The sequence below is a fragment of the Pedococcus sp. P3_C7 genome (assembly GCF_056402615.1).
Genome location: NZ_JBFUHC010000007.1, coordinates 76085 through 90636, shown reverse-complemented (window position 1 = coordinate 90636; position 14552 = coordinate 76085). Strand labels below are relative to the sequence as shown.

Below are 14552 nucleotides of genomic sequence, written 5' to 3'. Positions count from 1 at the left end.
ATGAACCGTGTCAGCGACGCCGCGGGTCCCTCATCGCCCGAGCAGATCCGCAACGTGGTCCTGGTGGGGTCGAGCGGGGCCGGCAAGACGGCCCTTTTCGACCAGTTCGTGGCGGCTCGGATCCCGGGCCGCCGCGCTCGTGAAGGGGACTCTTCGGCGACGTTGTCGCTCATGGCCGCGTCGGTCCCGACGGGTGGGCTGACTGTGAACCTGCTCGACACCCCGGGCCACCCGGACTTCATGGGCGAGGTGCGCGCCGGGCTGCGGGCGGCCGACGCGGCGGTGTTCGTCGTCTCCGCCGCCGACGGTGTCGACGAACCCAGCCGGCTGCTGTGGCGCGAGTGCGACGTCCTCGGTATGCCGCGCGCGGTCGTGGTCACGCGCCTCGAGCAGGCGCGGGCGGACTTCGAGGCGACGGTCGACGCGTGCCAGCGGGCGTTCGGTGACGCCGAGCCGCTTGCCCTCCCGCTGGTCGTCGACGGTTCGGTCAAGGGCCTGCTCAACCTCCTGCGTCGCACCGTGACCGAACAGCAGCCAGGGGGCGGTGAGGCCGACAGGGAGCCGAGCGTCGACGAGGGTGAGCTGATCGACGCCCAGCGTGGTGAGCTGATCGAGTCCGTGATCGAGGAGTCCGAGGACGAAGGGCTCCTCGAGCGCTATCTGGAGGGCGAGGAGATCGACACCGAGGTGATCGCCGCCGACCTGCGCATGGCCGTGGCCACGGCTCGGTTCTTCCCGATCCTGCCGACGCATGCACCCACGGGCGTGGGCATCGAGGCGTTGATCGAGCTGTGCGAGAAGGGATTTCCCTCACCCGTCGGAGCGGCGATCCCCACCGTCTACACCTCGGCCGGTGGGGACTTCGGTGCCGTGACCTGCGACCCGGCCGGCCCGCTCGTGGCCGAGGTGGTGCACACCACGACCGACCCGTTCGTGGGCCGGCAGTCGCTGGTCCGGGTGTTCTCGGGGACGCTGCGCCCCGACGAACCGGTGCACATCTCGGGGCACCTGCAGCACTTCGCGACCCACCTCGTCGACGAACACGCCGACCACGACACCGACGACGAGCGCATCGGGCCGCTGGCTGCCCCGCTCGGCGACGAGACCCGACCTGTCGGTGCGGGGATCGCCGGTGACATCGTCGTCGTCTCCAAGCTCGCGGGCGCGGAGACCTCCGACACGTTGTCGCGCAAGGACAGGGCCGCTCTGGTCGAGCCGTGGTTGTTGCCGAACCCGTTGCTGCCCGTGGCGATCCACGCCCGTTCCAAGGGGGACGAGGACAAGCTGGCCACGGCCCTGCAGAGACTGGTCGCCGAGGACGTCACGATGCGGCTCGAGCACAACTCCGAGACCCACCAGCTGGTGCTCTGGGCCATGGGGCCTGCCCACGTCGACCAGCTCATCGCGATGCTGGAGTCGCGCTACCACGTGCCGGTCGAGGTGGAGCCGGTGCGGACATCGCTGAGGGAGACCTTCGTGCGGCCCACCAAGGTCCAGGGTCGACTGGTGAAGCAGTCCGGCGGTCACGGGCAGTACGCCGTGTGCCACCTCGAGATCGAGCCCTTGGAGCGAGGGGCCGGCATCGAGTTCGTCGACAAGGTGGTCGGCGGGGCGGTGCCTCGCAACTACATCCCGTCGGTGGAGAAGGGCGCCCGAGTCCAGCTGGAGAAGGGCGTGCTGGCGGGCTACCCGGTGGTGGACGTGCGGATCACCCTCGTCGACGGCAAGGCCCACTCGGTCGACTCCTCGGACATGGCCTTCCAGACCGCCGCGGGGATGGCTCTGCGCGAAGCCGCCAACGACTCGACCGTCGCGATGCTCGAACCCGTGGACGAGGTGCACATCGAGGTCAGCGACGACGCCGTCGGCGGGGTCCTGGCCGACCTCCGCGGACGCCGCGGGCAGGTGCACGGCACCGAGCCTGCACAGGTCGGGGGGCGCACCCTGATCCATGCCGAGGTGCCCGCGCACGAACTGGCTCGCTACCCGGTCGACCTGAGGTCGGTCTCCCACGGCACCGGCACGTTCACGCGCAGCTTCGTCCGCTACGACTACATGCCGCCTGCCCTCGCCAGGGAGATCACCGCCGGCTGACGCCTCCCGGGCCGTCGGGCCGAGCCCGCTCTCGTTCTCCGGCGAACAGGTCGCTGGGGGTCTCGGCCCGGCCGCGACGCACGAGGTAGCCGTGCCACAGCAGTCGGGCAGCCGTCGATCGGTGCGGCCGCCAGCGCTCGCCCAGGGCTTCGAGGGCAGCCTGGTCGGGAACGGTGTCGAGCCCCAGGGTCTCGGCAGCGGCCACCTGCAGGGCGCGGTCGCCGACGGGCCACAGGTCCGGACGGCCCAGACAGGCCAGCAGGTACACGTCGGCGGTCCACCGGCCGATGCCCGGCAGGGCCGTCAGCGCACGACGGACGGCGGCGTCGTCGAGGTCACCCAGCCCGTCGAGGTCAAGGGTGCCCGTCTCGACGGCCGTGGCCAGGGCGCGCAGGTAGCCGTCCTTCTGCCGGGACACCCCGTCGAGCCGCAGCTCCTCCGGGGTGCTGGCGAGCAGTGCGCTGGGAGCCATGTCCCCGATCCGCTCCACGACCTTGCGGTATGCCGCAGCGGCACTGGCGAGGGAGACCTGCTGCTCGAGGATGAACAGGACCAGGCTCGGGAACCCCGTGGGCCGCAACCACAGGGCAGGAACCCCGTGGGTCGAGACGAGCTCGGCGAGCTGGGGGTCGGCAGCCGTGAGCCCCGCCACCGTCCGTCCGAAGAGGTCGTCGTCCACGTCGCGACGCTGCGGAGGGGACACCACCGCCGGACGCCACCCGCCAGCCTGCGGGCAGGGGACCCGTTCAGGCTGGCTCGCCCTCGACCTCACGGGCCGCGACCGTAGGGGATCGGTCGCGCCGGGGTCGGGCGAGGTGCAAGGTCCCCTCGGGGACAGTGTGGTGGGGGCCCGCCACACGTTCGGCTGCGGCGTCGTAGGCGTACGCCGTGCGCCACAGGACATCAGACCAGTCGTATGCCGGGCGCACAGACGTGTTGTACCGCTGGATTCGCGTCCGCAGACCAGCATCCGTGCAGAGCCGGACCAGCTGCCAGGCCAGCTCGGCGTCACTGCCGGCCAGCAGTCCCTCCACGCCGTCGGAGACGAAGTCGGCCACCCCGGTCCCGGATCGCGCGACCACGGCCAAGCCGGACGCGCGGGCCTCCAAGGCTGCGATCCCGAAGGACTCGAGCGTGGCAGGGGCCACGAACACGTCGGCTCGTGCATAGAGGGCCCGGATCTGCCCGTGCGCCAAGGCTCCCGGCGCTTCCACCCAGCCCTGCATGCCCCACTGCGAGATCCGACCCCTGACCTGGCCGAGCTGGGGTCCGTCACCGACCAGCACGACGCGAACCTCCACGTCCGGGGGAAGGGCCGCACGCATCCGGCGCAGGGTCGACACCAGCTGCAACGGCCGCTTGCGGCGGGTCATCCGCATGACGCTGACGATCGTGACCTGGCCGGCCTCGCGGTCGGTGGGGGCGCCGCCTGCCCCGAGGGGCCTGCCGTGCGCGGTGCGCCGGGCGGCGGGCGCCCACAGCGCTGTGTCGACGGCGTTCGGCAGGACCAGCACGGGACGACCTCGCAGGGCGCGACGCAGCGGTTCGGACGCCGCCTCGCTCACGGCTGCCCACTGGATCGGCAGCTCGGCCCAGCCCCGCACCGCCGAGGTCGCGCGATACAGCGGCCACGTGCCCGTCCACATCGAGTGGACCGTCGCCACGACCGGGATCCCTTGGGCAGCAGCGAACTCCGCAGTCCGCAGGGCGAGCGGGGAGATGGCCGACACGTGGGAGTGGACGGTGTCCGCCTGCGACGCCAGGGCCCGCGATGCGCGGACGTCACGCACGACGACCACGCCGTTCGCGCCGGGGCCGGTCGGGCCGGCGGTGCGGGTCAGCACGGTGACCTGGTGCCCTTCGGCCGCCTGGCGGCCGGCGAGGTCGTGGACCATCACCTCGATCCCGCCCACCGTGGGGGCATACGTGTCGGTGGTGTGCAGGATCTTCATCGCAGCACCCGGGCCATCCGGCTCCTGGCAACCAGCCAGCCCCCGAGCCACACTGCACCGACCGGGATCTCGAGCAGGAAGATGAAGCCGCGGTAGAGCAGGACCCCCGATGTCACGGCCAGCGGGTCGCCGCCCAGGGCAACGAGCGCCGCGACCGTCCCCGCCTCGGCCGTCCCGGTGCCCCCGGGTGTGACGACGACGAGCGAGAGGAGTCGTTCGACCGCGAAGGCCGCCAGCACGGCATACCAGGGCACGGTGGCCGCCACCACGTGCAGGCACCCCCAGAGCAGCGCCCCTTGGAGCAGCACGTAGGCGCCCATTCCTGCGCTCAGCTGCGGCCACGTGCGGGCCGCAACGGCGCACACCTGGGCACGCGTCTCGAGGACGCCGCGGGTGGCGCCCTCGAGCCACCGCTCGCCCCTCCCGCGCAGCAGTGCGCGGAGCACCCGCACCACGGCGCCGACGGAACGGCTGGCAGACCGTTCGCTGCGCAGCGCACCGAGGACGGCGGCCAGCACCGCCGCCAGCAGGAGCACGGCCCCGGCAGCGGTGGTTCGCACGAAGTGCCCGCTGCCGTGGCCGGCGAGGAGGAGGGCGCTGAGCGCAAGGACGGGCAGCAGCAGCTTGGAGAGGACGTCCCAGATGTTCGTGACCACGGTGAAGGCGGCGAAGGCGGTCTCGCGGAACCGCCAGGCCCGGACCATCGCCAGGTTGGTCGCCACCCCGAGGGCCCCGCCCATGGGCGCGACGTTCGAGACCGCGCTGCCCGTGAGGCTCAGGGTCAGCGCACGGCGTCGACTGAGCCCGGGGAGGGCGCCGGTGAGGACGAAGGAGTGGGCTACCAGGCCGGCGGCCCAGACCAGCGTGAGGACCACGAGCTCAGGTGTCCCGACCTTGGCGAGCACCCCGCCGATCGCGGACCACCGCGCTCCGGCGAGGGCGGGGAGGGCCCACCCGAACACCGCCCCGATGACGGCGGCCGCCGCACCGAGACGCAGCACGGCGCGACTCCACGGAGCTCGGCCCCATGGGGCGCGACCCGACGGCGCCCCTCGCCCCGGAGCGCGACCCGGCGGGGTGGCCCGTGGGGACGTCGGCGCTGCCAGTGCTGCCATGGGACCCCCTCGCTCGGCAGGTACCCACGGTGGCTACCCCGTCCACCATGATGCCTCGAACCTGAGCCATTCCTGAGAGTCACCTCGATGAGCTTCGCAGGGGTCCTCTCGCCAGTCCCGGGAGTCACTTCCTCAGGAATCGCTCAGACTCCGCGCCTGACACTGAGCACCCGAACCCCTGAGGAGCTCCGCCCATGAGTCACCCCGCCGCCCTGCCGACGTCGGCCGGACGCACGCCGCCATTCCCCTCGGTCCCGGGCGCCGTGGTGGCGTGTGCCGTGGCCGCCGTCGCCGCGGGACTCGGCGTCGTGGCGCTCGCGGACGGCGCCGGCGAGCACGGTGACCTCTCCGCCCACGACCCCGCCGTCACCGATGCGGTCGTCAGCCACCGGACCCCGGTCCTCACCGTGCTGGCCCACGCCCTGACCGCGATCGGCAGCGAGGTCTCGATCGGACTGCTGACCCTGGTCGTCGTGGCGTGGCTGGTGCTCCGCCGGCGCGACCTCGCCGCCGCAGCGGTCGTGGGCGGTGCGATGGTGGTCGGCTCGGCGTTGACCCTCGCCCTCAAGCACGTCGTCGGACGCGCCCGTCCCCCGGCCTCGACGATGCTGGGCGCCTTCGACTCGGGGTACTCCTTCCCCTCCGGGCACACGGCCTTCTCCACGGTCTTCTTCGGGCTGGTCGTCGGTCTGCTGCTCCGAGGGGCCTGGAGTGCGGCGCGCCGCTGGCTGGTCGTGTCGGCGTGGGTCGTGGTCAGTGGGGCGATCGGGGCCAGCCGGCTCTACCTCGGCTACCACTGGCTGACCGACGTGCTGGCCGCGTGGGCGCTGGCGGTGTGCGTGCTGGCCGTGACGGCGGCGGTGGTCCTGCTGTTCGGGCGGCGACTGTCGGACCTGTTGCGGCCCTACGCTGGGCGCTGGCAGTCCACCGACACCCGAGCCGACGAGAGTCGATCCGACAGAGGGGCAGGGTCCGATGCGCGTCTTGCTCGTTGAGGATGAGCTGGCCCTGGCCGACACGGTCCGCCGCGGCCTGACCAACGACGGCTTCGTCGTCGACGTGGCCCACGACGGCATCACCGGTCAGTGGATGGCGACCGAGAACCCCTATGACGTGATCGTCCTCGACATCATGCTGCCCGGGCGCAACGGCTATGACGTGCTGCGCAACATCCGCTCCCTCAAGATCTGGGCGCCCACGCTGATGCTCACCGCCAAGGACGGGGAGTACGACCAGACGGATGCCTTCGAGCTCGGCGCCGACGACTACCTCACCAAGCCGTTCAGCTTCGTGGTGCTCGTGGCCCGGTTACGAGCGCTCGTGCGCAGGGGCGCCCCTGCCCGACCGGTCACGCTGACCGTCGGCGACCTCGAGCTGGACCCGACGAAGCGCACGGTATGCCGTGCCGGTTACCAGATCTCGTTGACGGCTCGCGAGTTCGCGGTGCTGCACTACCTGATGCGCCACCCCGAGTCGGTGTTGTCGAAGGCCGAGATCCTCGAGAACGTCTGGGACCCGGCTTTCGACGGCAGCGAGAACATCGTCGAGGTCTACGTGGGCTACCTGCGCAAGAAGATCGACTCGGCCTTCGGGGTGACGTCGATCGAGACCGTGCGCGGCATGGGATACCGGCTGATGCCGGTCACGTCGACGGCCCCGGGTCCCGGGGGAGCCTGATCTCGAACCGGCACTGACCTGTCGGCGAGACGCCCGCCTGCGCAGTGCCGCCGTGGGCCTCCACCACCGTGCGGACGATCGCCAGCCCGAGCCCGCTGCCTCCGCGGTCTCGCTCGCGCGCCTGCTCCAGCCTGGCGAAGCGGTCGAACACCCTCTGCCGCTCGGTCTCCGGGATCGGTGGGCCGTCGTTGTCCACCGTCACCACCACCTCGCCACCCTCGACGCTCACCCCGAGGTCGACGCCGCCGGTGGTGTGCCGGGCGGCATTGTCGACGAGGTTGCGGATCGCCTGGCTGAGTCGCGCCGGGTCGCCGGTCACGCGGGCGGCCGCGATCGAGCCGGTGACCGGGAACTCCACGGTGGCGCGCAGCCGTCGTACCTCGACGTCCACCAGGTCGTCGACGTCGACTTCACGCAGGGACAGGGGTAGTCCGTCGTCGGCCTTCGCCAGGGTCAGCAGGTCGTCGACGAGCCGTTGCATGCGCAGCGCCTCGGACGCGATGACCTCGTCGCGGGCCGGGTCGGGGGTCGAGCTCCGGTTGGCGACGTCGATGGCGGCGATGATCGTGGCAAGCGGGCTCCGCAGCTCGTGCGACGCGTCGCTGACGAACCGCCGCGTCGTGGCGTCCGCCTGCTCCAGCCGGTCGAGCATCAGGTTCATCGTCTCGGCAAGTCGGGCGATCTCGTCCCCCGAAGGCGGCACCGTGAGGTGACCCCGACCGCGCACCTGGGTGATCCTGGCGACCTCACTGCGGATCCTCTCGACCGGTCGCAGGGCCTGCCTGAGGATGCGCCAGATGAGGAAGAGCAGCAGCACCAGCATGGCGGTCGCCCCGACCGCCAACAGACCGGTCGCGGTCTGCACCGTGGTGGTGGCCACGTCGAGTGGCGCGCCGACCACCACCACGAACTCGCTGCCGGCCGGGTCCCGGACCCCCTGCGCCACGATGGCGTGCGGCTCACCGGTCTCCCCGGGTATGCCGGTGACCTGGTCGACAGCGACGCTGCCGGGAGCGGGGCGCAGCTTGGTGATCGGTGCCCGCTGGGCCACCTCGGACGAGGCCACGACAACACCGCGACGCTCGATGATCTGAAGGATCGAGCCCGAGCCGGGGATCTGCTGGAGGGCGGCGCGGGCAGGCGCCTCACCGTCGGCCACGACCGCCGCGACCTGGGCGGCCTGGACCCGGGCGGCATCCTGCGCCGAGCGGTAGAGGATGCGGTCCAGGGTCAGGCCGAAAGCAGCCAGGCCCAGCACGAGCACGACCGTCGCGACGGCAGCGGCGACGACGAGCACGCGCCGCTGCAGCGACCAGGACCGCCACCGCTTCACGTCGGTCCCCCTCGTGGGCGTCTGCCGGGGTGGAGACCACGCGGCTCGGATCGTGCGCACCGGACTCTACCTTCGCGACCTGCTCCTCACCTGAGCAGGCACTGAACGGCAGCACGTCCGAAGAGAAAACTTCGCGGGAGTGGGAACACCCCGGCGCCGCACGAAGTTGAGTCGAGTGAACGCAAGTTTGGCGCCTCGATTTGCCACACGGCACACCGGCTTCTAACTTGAGTGCAGGCAACTCAACCCAGAGCTCTACCCAGACGTAACCCAGATACAACCCAGACACACAGGAGATTCACCATGGCACGTGCGGTCGGCATCGACCTCGGTACCACCAACTCGGCTGTCGCCGTCCTCGAGGGCGGGGAGCCGACGATCATCGCCAACGCGGAGGGCGGTCGCACGACCCCGTCCGTCGTGGCGTTCTCCAAGGGCGGTGAGGTCCTGGTCGGCGAGATCGCCAAGCGCCAGGCCGTCACCAACGTCGACCGGACGATCCGTTCCGTCAAGCGCCACATCGGCCGCGACTGGACCTCGCCGGAGATCGACGGCAAGACCTACACCGCGCAGGAGATCAGCGCCCGCATCCTGCAGAAGCTCAAGCGCGACGCCGAGTCCTACCTCGGTGAGGTCGTGACCGATGCGGTCATCACCGTCCCCGCGTACTTCGACGACCACGAGCGCCAGGCCACCAAGGAGGCCGGTGAGATCGCGGGCCTCAACGTGCTGCGCATCATCAACGAGCCCACCGCCGCGGCCCTGGCGTACGGTCTCGACAAGGGCAAGGAGGACGAGCTCATCCTCGTCTTCGACCTCGGTGGCGGCACCTTCGACGTGTCCCTCCTCGAGGTCGGCAAGGACCCCGAGGACGGCTTCTCGACCATCCAGGTCCGCGCGACCAGCGGCGACAACCAGCTCGGTGGCGACGACTGGGACGAGCGCATCGTCAACCACCTCCTCACCACCGTGAAGAACACGTCTGGAGTGGACCTGTCCAAGGACAAGATCGCCATGCAGCGGCTGCGCGACGCGGCGGAGCAGGCCAAGAAGGAGCTCTCCTCCTCGACCACCACCAACGTGTCGATGCAGTACCTCTCGATGTCCGAGAACGGCCCGATCCACCTCGAGGAGACGATCAGCCGCGCCCAGTTCGAGCAGCTGACCAAGGACCTGCTCGACCGGACCCGTCAGCCGTTCCAGAACGTCATCAAGGACGCCGGCATCGCGCTGGCCGACATCGACCACGTGGTCCTCGTCGGCGGTTCGACCCGCATGCCCGCCGTGAGCACCCTCGTCAAGGAGCTCACCGGTGGCAAGGAGCCCAACAAGGGCGTCAACCCCGACGAGGTCGTGGCTGTCGGCGCGAGCCTGCAGGCCGGTGTCCTCAAGGGTGAGCGCAAGGACGTCCTGCTCATCGACGTCACGCCGCTCTCGCTCGGCATCGAGACCAAGGGTGGGCTGTTCACCAAGCTCATCGAGCGCAACACGGCCATCCCGACCAAGCGCTCCGAGGTCTTCTCCACTGCCGAGGACAACCAGCCGAGCGTGCTCATCCAGGTCTTCCAGGGCGAGCGTGAGATCGCGCAGCACAACAAGCAGCTCGGCACCTTCGAGCTCAGTGGCATCGCGCCGGCGCCCCGTGGCGTCCCGCAGGTCGAGGTCACCTTCGACATCGACGCCAACGGCATCGTCAACGTGTCCGCCAAGGACCGTGGCACCGGCCAGGAGCAGAAGATCACCATCTCCGGCGGCTCGGCTCTCGCCAAGGAGGACATCGAGCGGATGATCAAGGAAGCCGAGGCCCACGCCGAGGAGGACAGGAAGCGTCGCGAGGAGACCGAGGCCCGCAACACCGCGGAGAACCTCGTCTACACCACCGAGAAGTTCCTCGGTGACAACGCCGACAAGATCCCTGCCGACGGTCGCGGCGACGTCGACGCGGCGCTCGCGGACCTCAAGGAGGCCCTCAAGCCGGAGTCGGGCGCGACGCCCGAGGACATCTCGGCGAAGAGCTCGAAGCTCTCCGAGGAGTCGCAGAAGCTGGGCACCGCGATGTATGCCGCGGCCGCCGAGTCCGAGCAGGCCGGCGCCGCCGGTGACGGTGCGCCTTCGGGTGACGCCCCCCCCCCCCCCCCCCCCCCCCCCGCCCCCCCCCGGCCCCCCTCGACGATGACATCCTCGCCGGCGACATCCTCGACGACGAGGCCCCCGTTGAGGCGGGCACGCCGCCCGAGGAGTCGGGGAGCGACACCGCTGCGTCCGACCTCCACCCGGACACGTTCCTGGCGGCGGAACGCCTCAGCGACCTCCAGCGGCTGCAGGCCGAGTACGTCAACTACAAGCGCCGCGTGGACCGCGACCGGGCGCTCGTGCAGGAGCGCGCCGCCCAGTCGGTGATCGAGGCGCTGCTGCCGGTGCTCGACGACATCCACGCTGCGCGGGAGCACGGCGACCTCACCGAGGGGCCGTTCTCCGCCATCGCCGACAAGCTCGAGTCCACCCTCACGAAGTTCGGGCTGCAGCGCTACGGCGCGATCGGCGAGGAGTTCGACCCGACCCTGCACGAGGCGCTGATGCACACCGCCTGGCCGCAGGACGGTTCCGTGGAGCCCACCGGTTCGACGACGGTCGTGCGCGTCCTGCAGCCCGGCTATCGCGCCGGGGAGCAGATCCTGCGGGCGGCGCGCGTGGCCGTGGCCGATCCTGAGTGACCAGGGGATGACCGCAGGTTTCCCACCCACTCGGAACGAAACCTGCATGACTCAGCAGAGAGGAGGGCGCCGACATGGCTAGCCAGGACTGGTTCGAGAAGGACTTCTACGCGATCCTCGGTGTTCCCAAGGATGCTGACAGCGCAACCATCAAGAAGGCCTACCGCAAGCTCGCCCGCAAGCACCACCCCGACCAGAACGCGGGGGATGCGGCAGCCGAGCAGCGCTTCAAGGACGTCGGCGAGGCGAACTCCGTCCTCTCCGACCCCGAGAAGCGCCGCGAGTACGACGCGATCCGGCAGATGGCGCACGGTGGCGCCCGCTTCACCGCGGGCGGTCCGGGCGGCGGCTCCGGGGGGTTCGACGACGTGTTCTCGGCGATGTTCGGGGGCGGCGGAGGTCGTGGCGGTGGCACCAGGGTGCGCTACTCGACTGGTGGCGGAGGCGGCGAGCCCAACCTCGAGGACCTGCTCGGGGGGATGTTCGGGGCCGGTGCCGGCCCGGCATACGGAGGGGCGGGTTTCCGTGCGCCGCAGGGGCCGCGCAAGGGTGCGGACCTGACTGCTCGCACGAGCCTGTCCTTCCGCGATGCGGTCGAGGGCGCGACGGTCACTCTGAGCACCACTGGCGGCGGCCAGATCACCACGCGGATTCCCGCCGGTGTCAAGGACGGCCAGAAGATCCGGCTGCGCGGCAAGGGCCAACCCGGCGACTCGGGCGCCGCGCCCGGCGACCTCATCCTCACCATCACGGTGGAGAAGCACCCGGTGTTCGGTCGCGACGGGAACAACCTGACGATCGACCTCCCGGTGACCTTTGCCGAGGCGACCCTCGGGGCCACCGTCTCGGTACCGACCCTCGACGGCTCGGCCGTCAAGGTGCGGGTGGCTCCGGGCACCCCCAGCGGCCGGGTGCTGCGTCTGAAGGGTCGCGGCGTGCCCCTGAAGGACAAGCCCGGCGACCTGATGGCCCGGGTCACCGTCGTGGTGCCGCAACGGCTGTCGGACGAGGCGAAGGCCGCCGTCGAGACGCTGAAGTCGCTGGACGAGGGCTTCGACCCCAGGGCCGAGCTGTTCGCCAACGCGAGGGCGTGACCGGGCGATGACCGAGGTGCGCGGTTTCTCCCCCGACGACGATGCGCCCATCTTCGTCATCTCCGTGGCGGCCACGTTGGCCGGCATGCACGCCCAGACGCTGCGCCAGTACGACCGGCTCGGGCTGGTCAGCCCGTCGCGGACCCGCGGAGGCGGCCGTCGCTACTCCGGCCGTGACGTCGCCATGCTCCGTGAGGTGCAGCGGCTGTCGCAGGAAGAGGGCGTGAGCCTCGCAGGCATCCAGCGCATCCTGGAGCTCGAGAACCAGGTGGCCGCTCTGCGGGGTCGGGTGCTCGAGCTCTCCGACGAGCTCGAGCGAGCACGGGTGTCGGCGGGGATGCGCCCGGCCTCGAGGGTCTTCGCCGTCGGCCCCACCGGAGATGTCATCGCCGTGCGGGCCGGTCAGCGCCCGCGCCTGCAACGGTCACAGGCACTGGTCGTCTGGCGTCCCTCGTCGCACTGACGACCAGGGCGAGAGCCCTCAGGCGTGGCGCAACGGTGCGGTGGCCAGCAGGGCGCGGTAGTCCTCGATCTGCAGCTCGCGCAGGAGAGCCGTGTAGAGCTCCGGGCTGACCCGCAGCTTGCTGCCGTTCTCGAGGTGCCTGATGTAGGACCTGTCGACCTCGAGCGCCGCGGCGAGATCTGCGACGCCACGCCCGCGGGCTTGGCGGATCACTCGAAGTGCGTAGCCGTGCACCTCGATGACACGGTGTGGCGATGTTCCCCCAGACATGACCATGAATGTAGTCAGGCACGGTCATTCGGGCAAGCGCCGCGCCTGGGAAACCACAGAAAGACGGCCCATCACGCGGCTGGTGGTCAGGAAGGGTGGTCGTGACGGGTCGTGATGTGACTGAGCAGGACCAGGAGTGACTGGATGTGACTGGGGGTGACTGGCAAGATGACGGCCATGAACCCGGAGCACCTGGAACAGCTGGGACACCGCGTCGAGCGCGCGCGGCTGGCCCGTGGCTGGAGCAAGGAGCAGGCGGCGAGGGAGGCGCGGATCTCCTCGATCACGTGGAAGCGGGTGGAGGACGGGCTCGGTGTCCAGGACGTCAAGCGCGCGCAGGTCCTCGACGCGCTGGGACTGGACGACCGCGGCGAGCCTGTCGGTGGGTCGACGCACAATGGCGGCTTCGTGACCGCTCCCGGTCCACGAGTCCGGCCAGGGGTCGGCGACGAGGAGGTCCTCGCGCTGATCGACGAGATGAGGAGCAGGCTTGATGCCCTCGAGCGACGAATCCGGGGTTCCTGACCCCTGGAAGCTGCTCCGCGAGATGCGTGACGTCGTCATGCTGCGGCAGCCCATTGCCGAGCCCGCCCGCTACTACCACGGTCGTCGCGCGATCGTGCTCCGCTCCGGACGCAGCCTCGAGCAGGAGCGGCAGTCCCTGTGGCACGAGCTCGTCCACGCCGAGCGCGGCGACACGGAGTGCACCGGCTGGGCAGGGTCGACCATCGAGCGCCGGGTCGAGCGTGAGGCGGCTCGCAGGGCCATGCCCGTGCCGGTCATGGAGCGACGCCTCGCCGTCGCCAGCGACTGGGAAGACTTCGTGTGGCACATGAAGGTGCCTGAAGCCTGGGTCCGGTTCCGGCTCGCGCAAGCCCGGCCGGCCGAACGGGTCCGACTGCAGCGGGCCTGTCGGTGGTCCGACTGGACGATGACCGCCTGACAGGCCTCCACGCGGCCACGCGGCATGAACGCGGCTCCACGCGGCCTCGACGCGGCATACTCCTGTCTGTGAGTGAACACCTGCTGGTCTTCCCGGACCGTGAGACCGCTGACGACGTGGCCGCGGAGCTGGCCCACGAGGGCTTCTCCGAAGTGCGCGTCGTGCGGGAAGCGCTTGCGGGAGAGGACGACTCCGAGGACCACGAGTGGGCCGTCCACGTCGTGGAGGAGATGGTCGCCGACGAGTCGGGGCCGGTCGAGTCAGGTCTTCGCGACCGGTTCAGCGCGCTCGCCGAGGAGCACGGCGGCTGGTACGACCCGGAGCCACGCACCGACTCCTGACGACAGCCAGCGTGTTCGGTCAGGGCGCCGGCGTCAGAGGGGTGAGGTCGAGGAAGTCGCCTACGTCGAGCAGGCCGAGGGCGGCCCGCTCGACCGGCCGGATGCCCTGACGCCCGGGGTCCCGGTAGACACGGGGCTGCCCACAGGCGACCAGCCTGCCGCGGGTCTCGATCGTGCAGCCGCCGGCGGCGAGGACGTTGCGCACCCAGTCGGTGTGCGGGCCGTAGGCGAGCGCGATGACGAAGCGGTCGCCGATCGTGAACAGGTTCACCGGTGTCTGGTACGCGCGGCCCGACCGCCGTCCGCGGTGGTGGACCACGGCGAAGCCGGGCAGGTGTCGCGCCACGGGCGTGCTCAACCGGTTGAAACCGACGCGGTTCCACCGCCCGACGACCAGGGGGATGGGCACGCCCCCACGGTATGCCGCGTGGCCGGCGCGCGCACGCGAGGTGCCCCGGTCCGGCTGGAGTCGGGGCACCTCATGGGTGGCCTCCTCCGGCGACGGGCTTCGGGGCGCCTGAGGAGGCGTTGGTAACTTGAGTGGAATAGACTCAAC

At 70.9% G+C, this 14552-nt stretch carries 16 protein-coding genes; 10 read left to right on the top strand and 6 right to left on the bottom strand.

The window, feature by feature from the left end; genetic code table 11:
* On the top strand, positions 1-2094 hold the full coding sequence (locus AC1DS4_RS11045; RefSeq protein ID WP_477632805.1) for an elongation factor G-like protein EF-G2: 2094 nt from the start codon (positions 1-3) through the stop codon (positions 2092-2094).
* Here AC1DS4_RS11045 and AC1DS4_RS11040 read toward each other — a convergent pair.
* The 3 genes from AC1DS4_RS11040 to AC1DS4_RS11030 all read right to left on the bottom strand — a co-directional run bounded on the left by AC1DS4_RS11040 (position 2081) and on the right by AC1DS4_RS11030 (position 5047).
* Positions 2081-2773, bottom strand: coding sequence for a DNA-3-methyladenine glycosylase family protein (locus AC1DS4_RS11040; protein WP_477632804.1), 693 nt, complete (start codon positions 2771-2773; stop codon positions 2081-2083). The genes AC1DS4_RS11045 and AC1DS4_RS11040 overlap by 14 nt on opposite strands.
* A 67-nt stretch (positions 2774-2840) precedes the next feature.
* Positions 2841-4046 carry a glycosyltransferase family 4 protein gene (locus tag AC1DS4_RS11035; protein WP_477632803.1) on the bottom strand — a complete coding sequence of 402 codons (1206 nt, stop codon included), beginning with the start codon at positions 4044-4046 and terminating at the stop codon, positions 2841-2843.
* The gene (locus AC1DS4_RS11030) at positions 4043-5047 is read right to left on the bottom strand and encodes a lysylphosphatidylglycerol synthase domain-containing protein (RefSeq protein WP_477614101.1); all 1005 of its coding nucleotides are present in this window, start codon (positions 5045-5047) and stop codon (positions 4043-4045) included. The genes AC1DS4_RS11035 and AC1DS4_RS11030 overlap by 4 nt, the downstream gene beginning before the upstream one ends.
* Before the next feature lie 308 nt (positions 5048-5355).
* On the opposite strand from AC1DS4_RS11030, the gene AC1DS4_RS11025 reads away from it, so the two are divergent.
* Together AC1DS4_RS11025 and AC1DS4_RS11020 are read left to right on the top strand one after the other, a co-directional pair.
* Positions 5356-6156 (top strand): phosphatase PAP2 family protein, encoded by an 801-nt coding sequence (locus tag AC1DS4_RS11025; protein ID WP_477614100.1) that lies wholly within the window; start codon positions 5356-5358, stop codon positions 6154-6156.
* Positions 6137-6838 (top strand): response regulator transcription factor, encoded by a 702-nt coding sequence (locus tag AC1DS4_RS11020; protein WP_477632802.1) that lies wholly within the window; start codon positions 6137-6139, stop codon positions 6836-6838. The genes AC1DS4_RS11025 and AC1DS4_RS11020 overlap by 20 nt, the downstream gene beginning before the upstream one ends.
* Here the strand turns inward: AC1DS4_RS11020 and AC1DS4_RS11015 are convergent.
* Positions 6804-8171: a sensor histidine kinase gene (locus AC1DS4_RS11015; RefSeq protein ID WP_477614098.1), complete on the bottom strand. Its 1368-nt coding sequence runs from the start codon at positions 8169-8171 to the stop codon at positions 6804-6806. The two genes, AC1DS4_RS11020 and AC1DS4_RS11015, sit on opposite strands and share 35 nt — an antisense overlap.
* A gap of 303 nt (positions 8172-8474) precedes the next feature.
* Here AC1DS4_RS11015 and dnaK point away from each other — a divergent pair, with 303 nt between their 5' ends.
* The 4 genes from dnaK (at position 8475) to AC1DS4_RS10995 (ending at position 12442) form a co-directional block, all read left to right on the top strand.
* Positions 8475-10571: a molecular chaperone DnaK gene (dnaK, locus tag AC1DS4_RS11010; protein WP_477646036.1), complete on the top strand. Its 2097-nt coding sequence runs from the start codon at positions 8475-8477 to the stop codon at positions 10569-10571.
* Positions 10523-10885 carry a nucleotide exchange factor GrpE gene (gene grpE / locus AC1DS4_RS11005; RefSeq protein WP_477646035.1) on the top strand — a complete coding sequence of 121 codons (363 nt, stop codon included), beginning with the start codon at positions 10523-10525 and terminating at the stop codon, positions 10883-10885. Before dnaK ends, grpE begins: the two co-directional genes overlap by 49 nt.
* A 74-nt stretch (positions 10886-10959) precedes the next feature.
* Complete coding sequence (locus tag AC1DS4_RS11000; protein ID WP_477614095.1) at positions 10960-11979, top strand: DnaJ C-terminal domain-containing protein; 1020 nt, start codon at positions 10960-10962, stop codon at positions 11977-11979.
* Positions 11980-11986: 7 nt separating this feature from the next.
* Positions 11987-12442: a heat shock protein transcriptional repressor HspR gene (locus AC1DS4_RS10995; protein WP_477614094.1), complete on the top strand. Its 456-nt coding sequence runs from the start codon at positions 11987-11989 to the stop codon at positions 12440-12442.
* Positions 12443-12460: 18 nt separating this feature from the next.
* Here AC1DS4_RS10995 and AC1DS4_RS10990 read toward each other — a convergent pair whose 3' ends face one another.
* Positions 12461-12712 carry a helix-turn-helix domain-containing protein gene (locus AC1DS4_RS10990; protein ID WP_477614093.1) on the bottom strand — a complete coding sequence of 84 codons (252 nt, stop codon included), beginning with the start codon at positions 12710-12712 and terminating at the stop codon, positions 12461-12463.
* A gap of 177 nt (positions 12713-12889) precedes the next feature.
* On the opposite strand from AC1DS4_RS10990, the gene AC1DS4_RS10985 reads away from it, so the two are divergent.
* The 3 genes from AC1DS4_RS10985 (at position 12890) to AC1DS4_RS10975 (ending at position 13996) form a co-directional block, all read left to right on the top strand.
* On the top strand, positions 12890-13237 hold the full coding sequence (locus AC1DS4_RS10985; protein WP_477614092.1) for a helix-turn-helix domain-containing protein: 348 nt from the start codon (positions 12890-12892) through the stop codon (positions 13235-13237).
* On the top strand, positions 13206-13655 hold the full coding sequence (locus AC1DS4_RS10980; RefSeq protein ID WP_477614091.1) for a hypothetical protein: 450 nt from the start codon (positions 13206-13208) through the stop codon (positions 13653-13655). The genes AC1DS4_RS10985 and AC1DS4_RS10980 overlap by 32 nt, the downstream gene beginning before the upstream one ends.
* Before the next feature lie 68 nt (positions 13656-13723).
* Entirely contained in the window at positions 13724-13996 is a 273-nt protein-coding gene (locus AC1DS4_RS10975) for a ribonuclease E inhibitor RraB (RefSeq protein WP_477614090.1), read from the top strand.
* Between the two features lie 19 nt (positions 13997-14015).
* Here AC1DS4_RS10975 and AC1DS4_RS10970 read toward each other — a convergent pair whose 3' ends face one another.
* Complete coding sequence (locus AC1DS4_RS10970) at positions 14016-14405, bottom strand: nitroreductase family deazaflavin-dependent oxidoreductase (RefSeq protein WP_477614089.1); 390 nt, start codon at positions 14403-14405, stop codon at positions 14016-14018.
* Between the last annotated feature and the right edge of the window lie 147 nt (positions 14406-14552).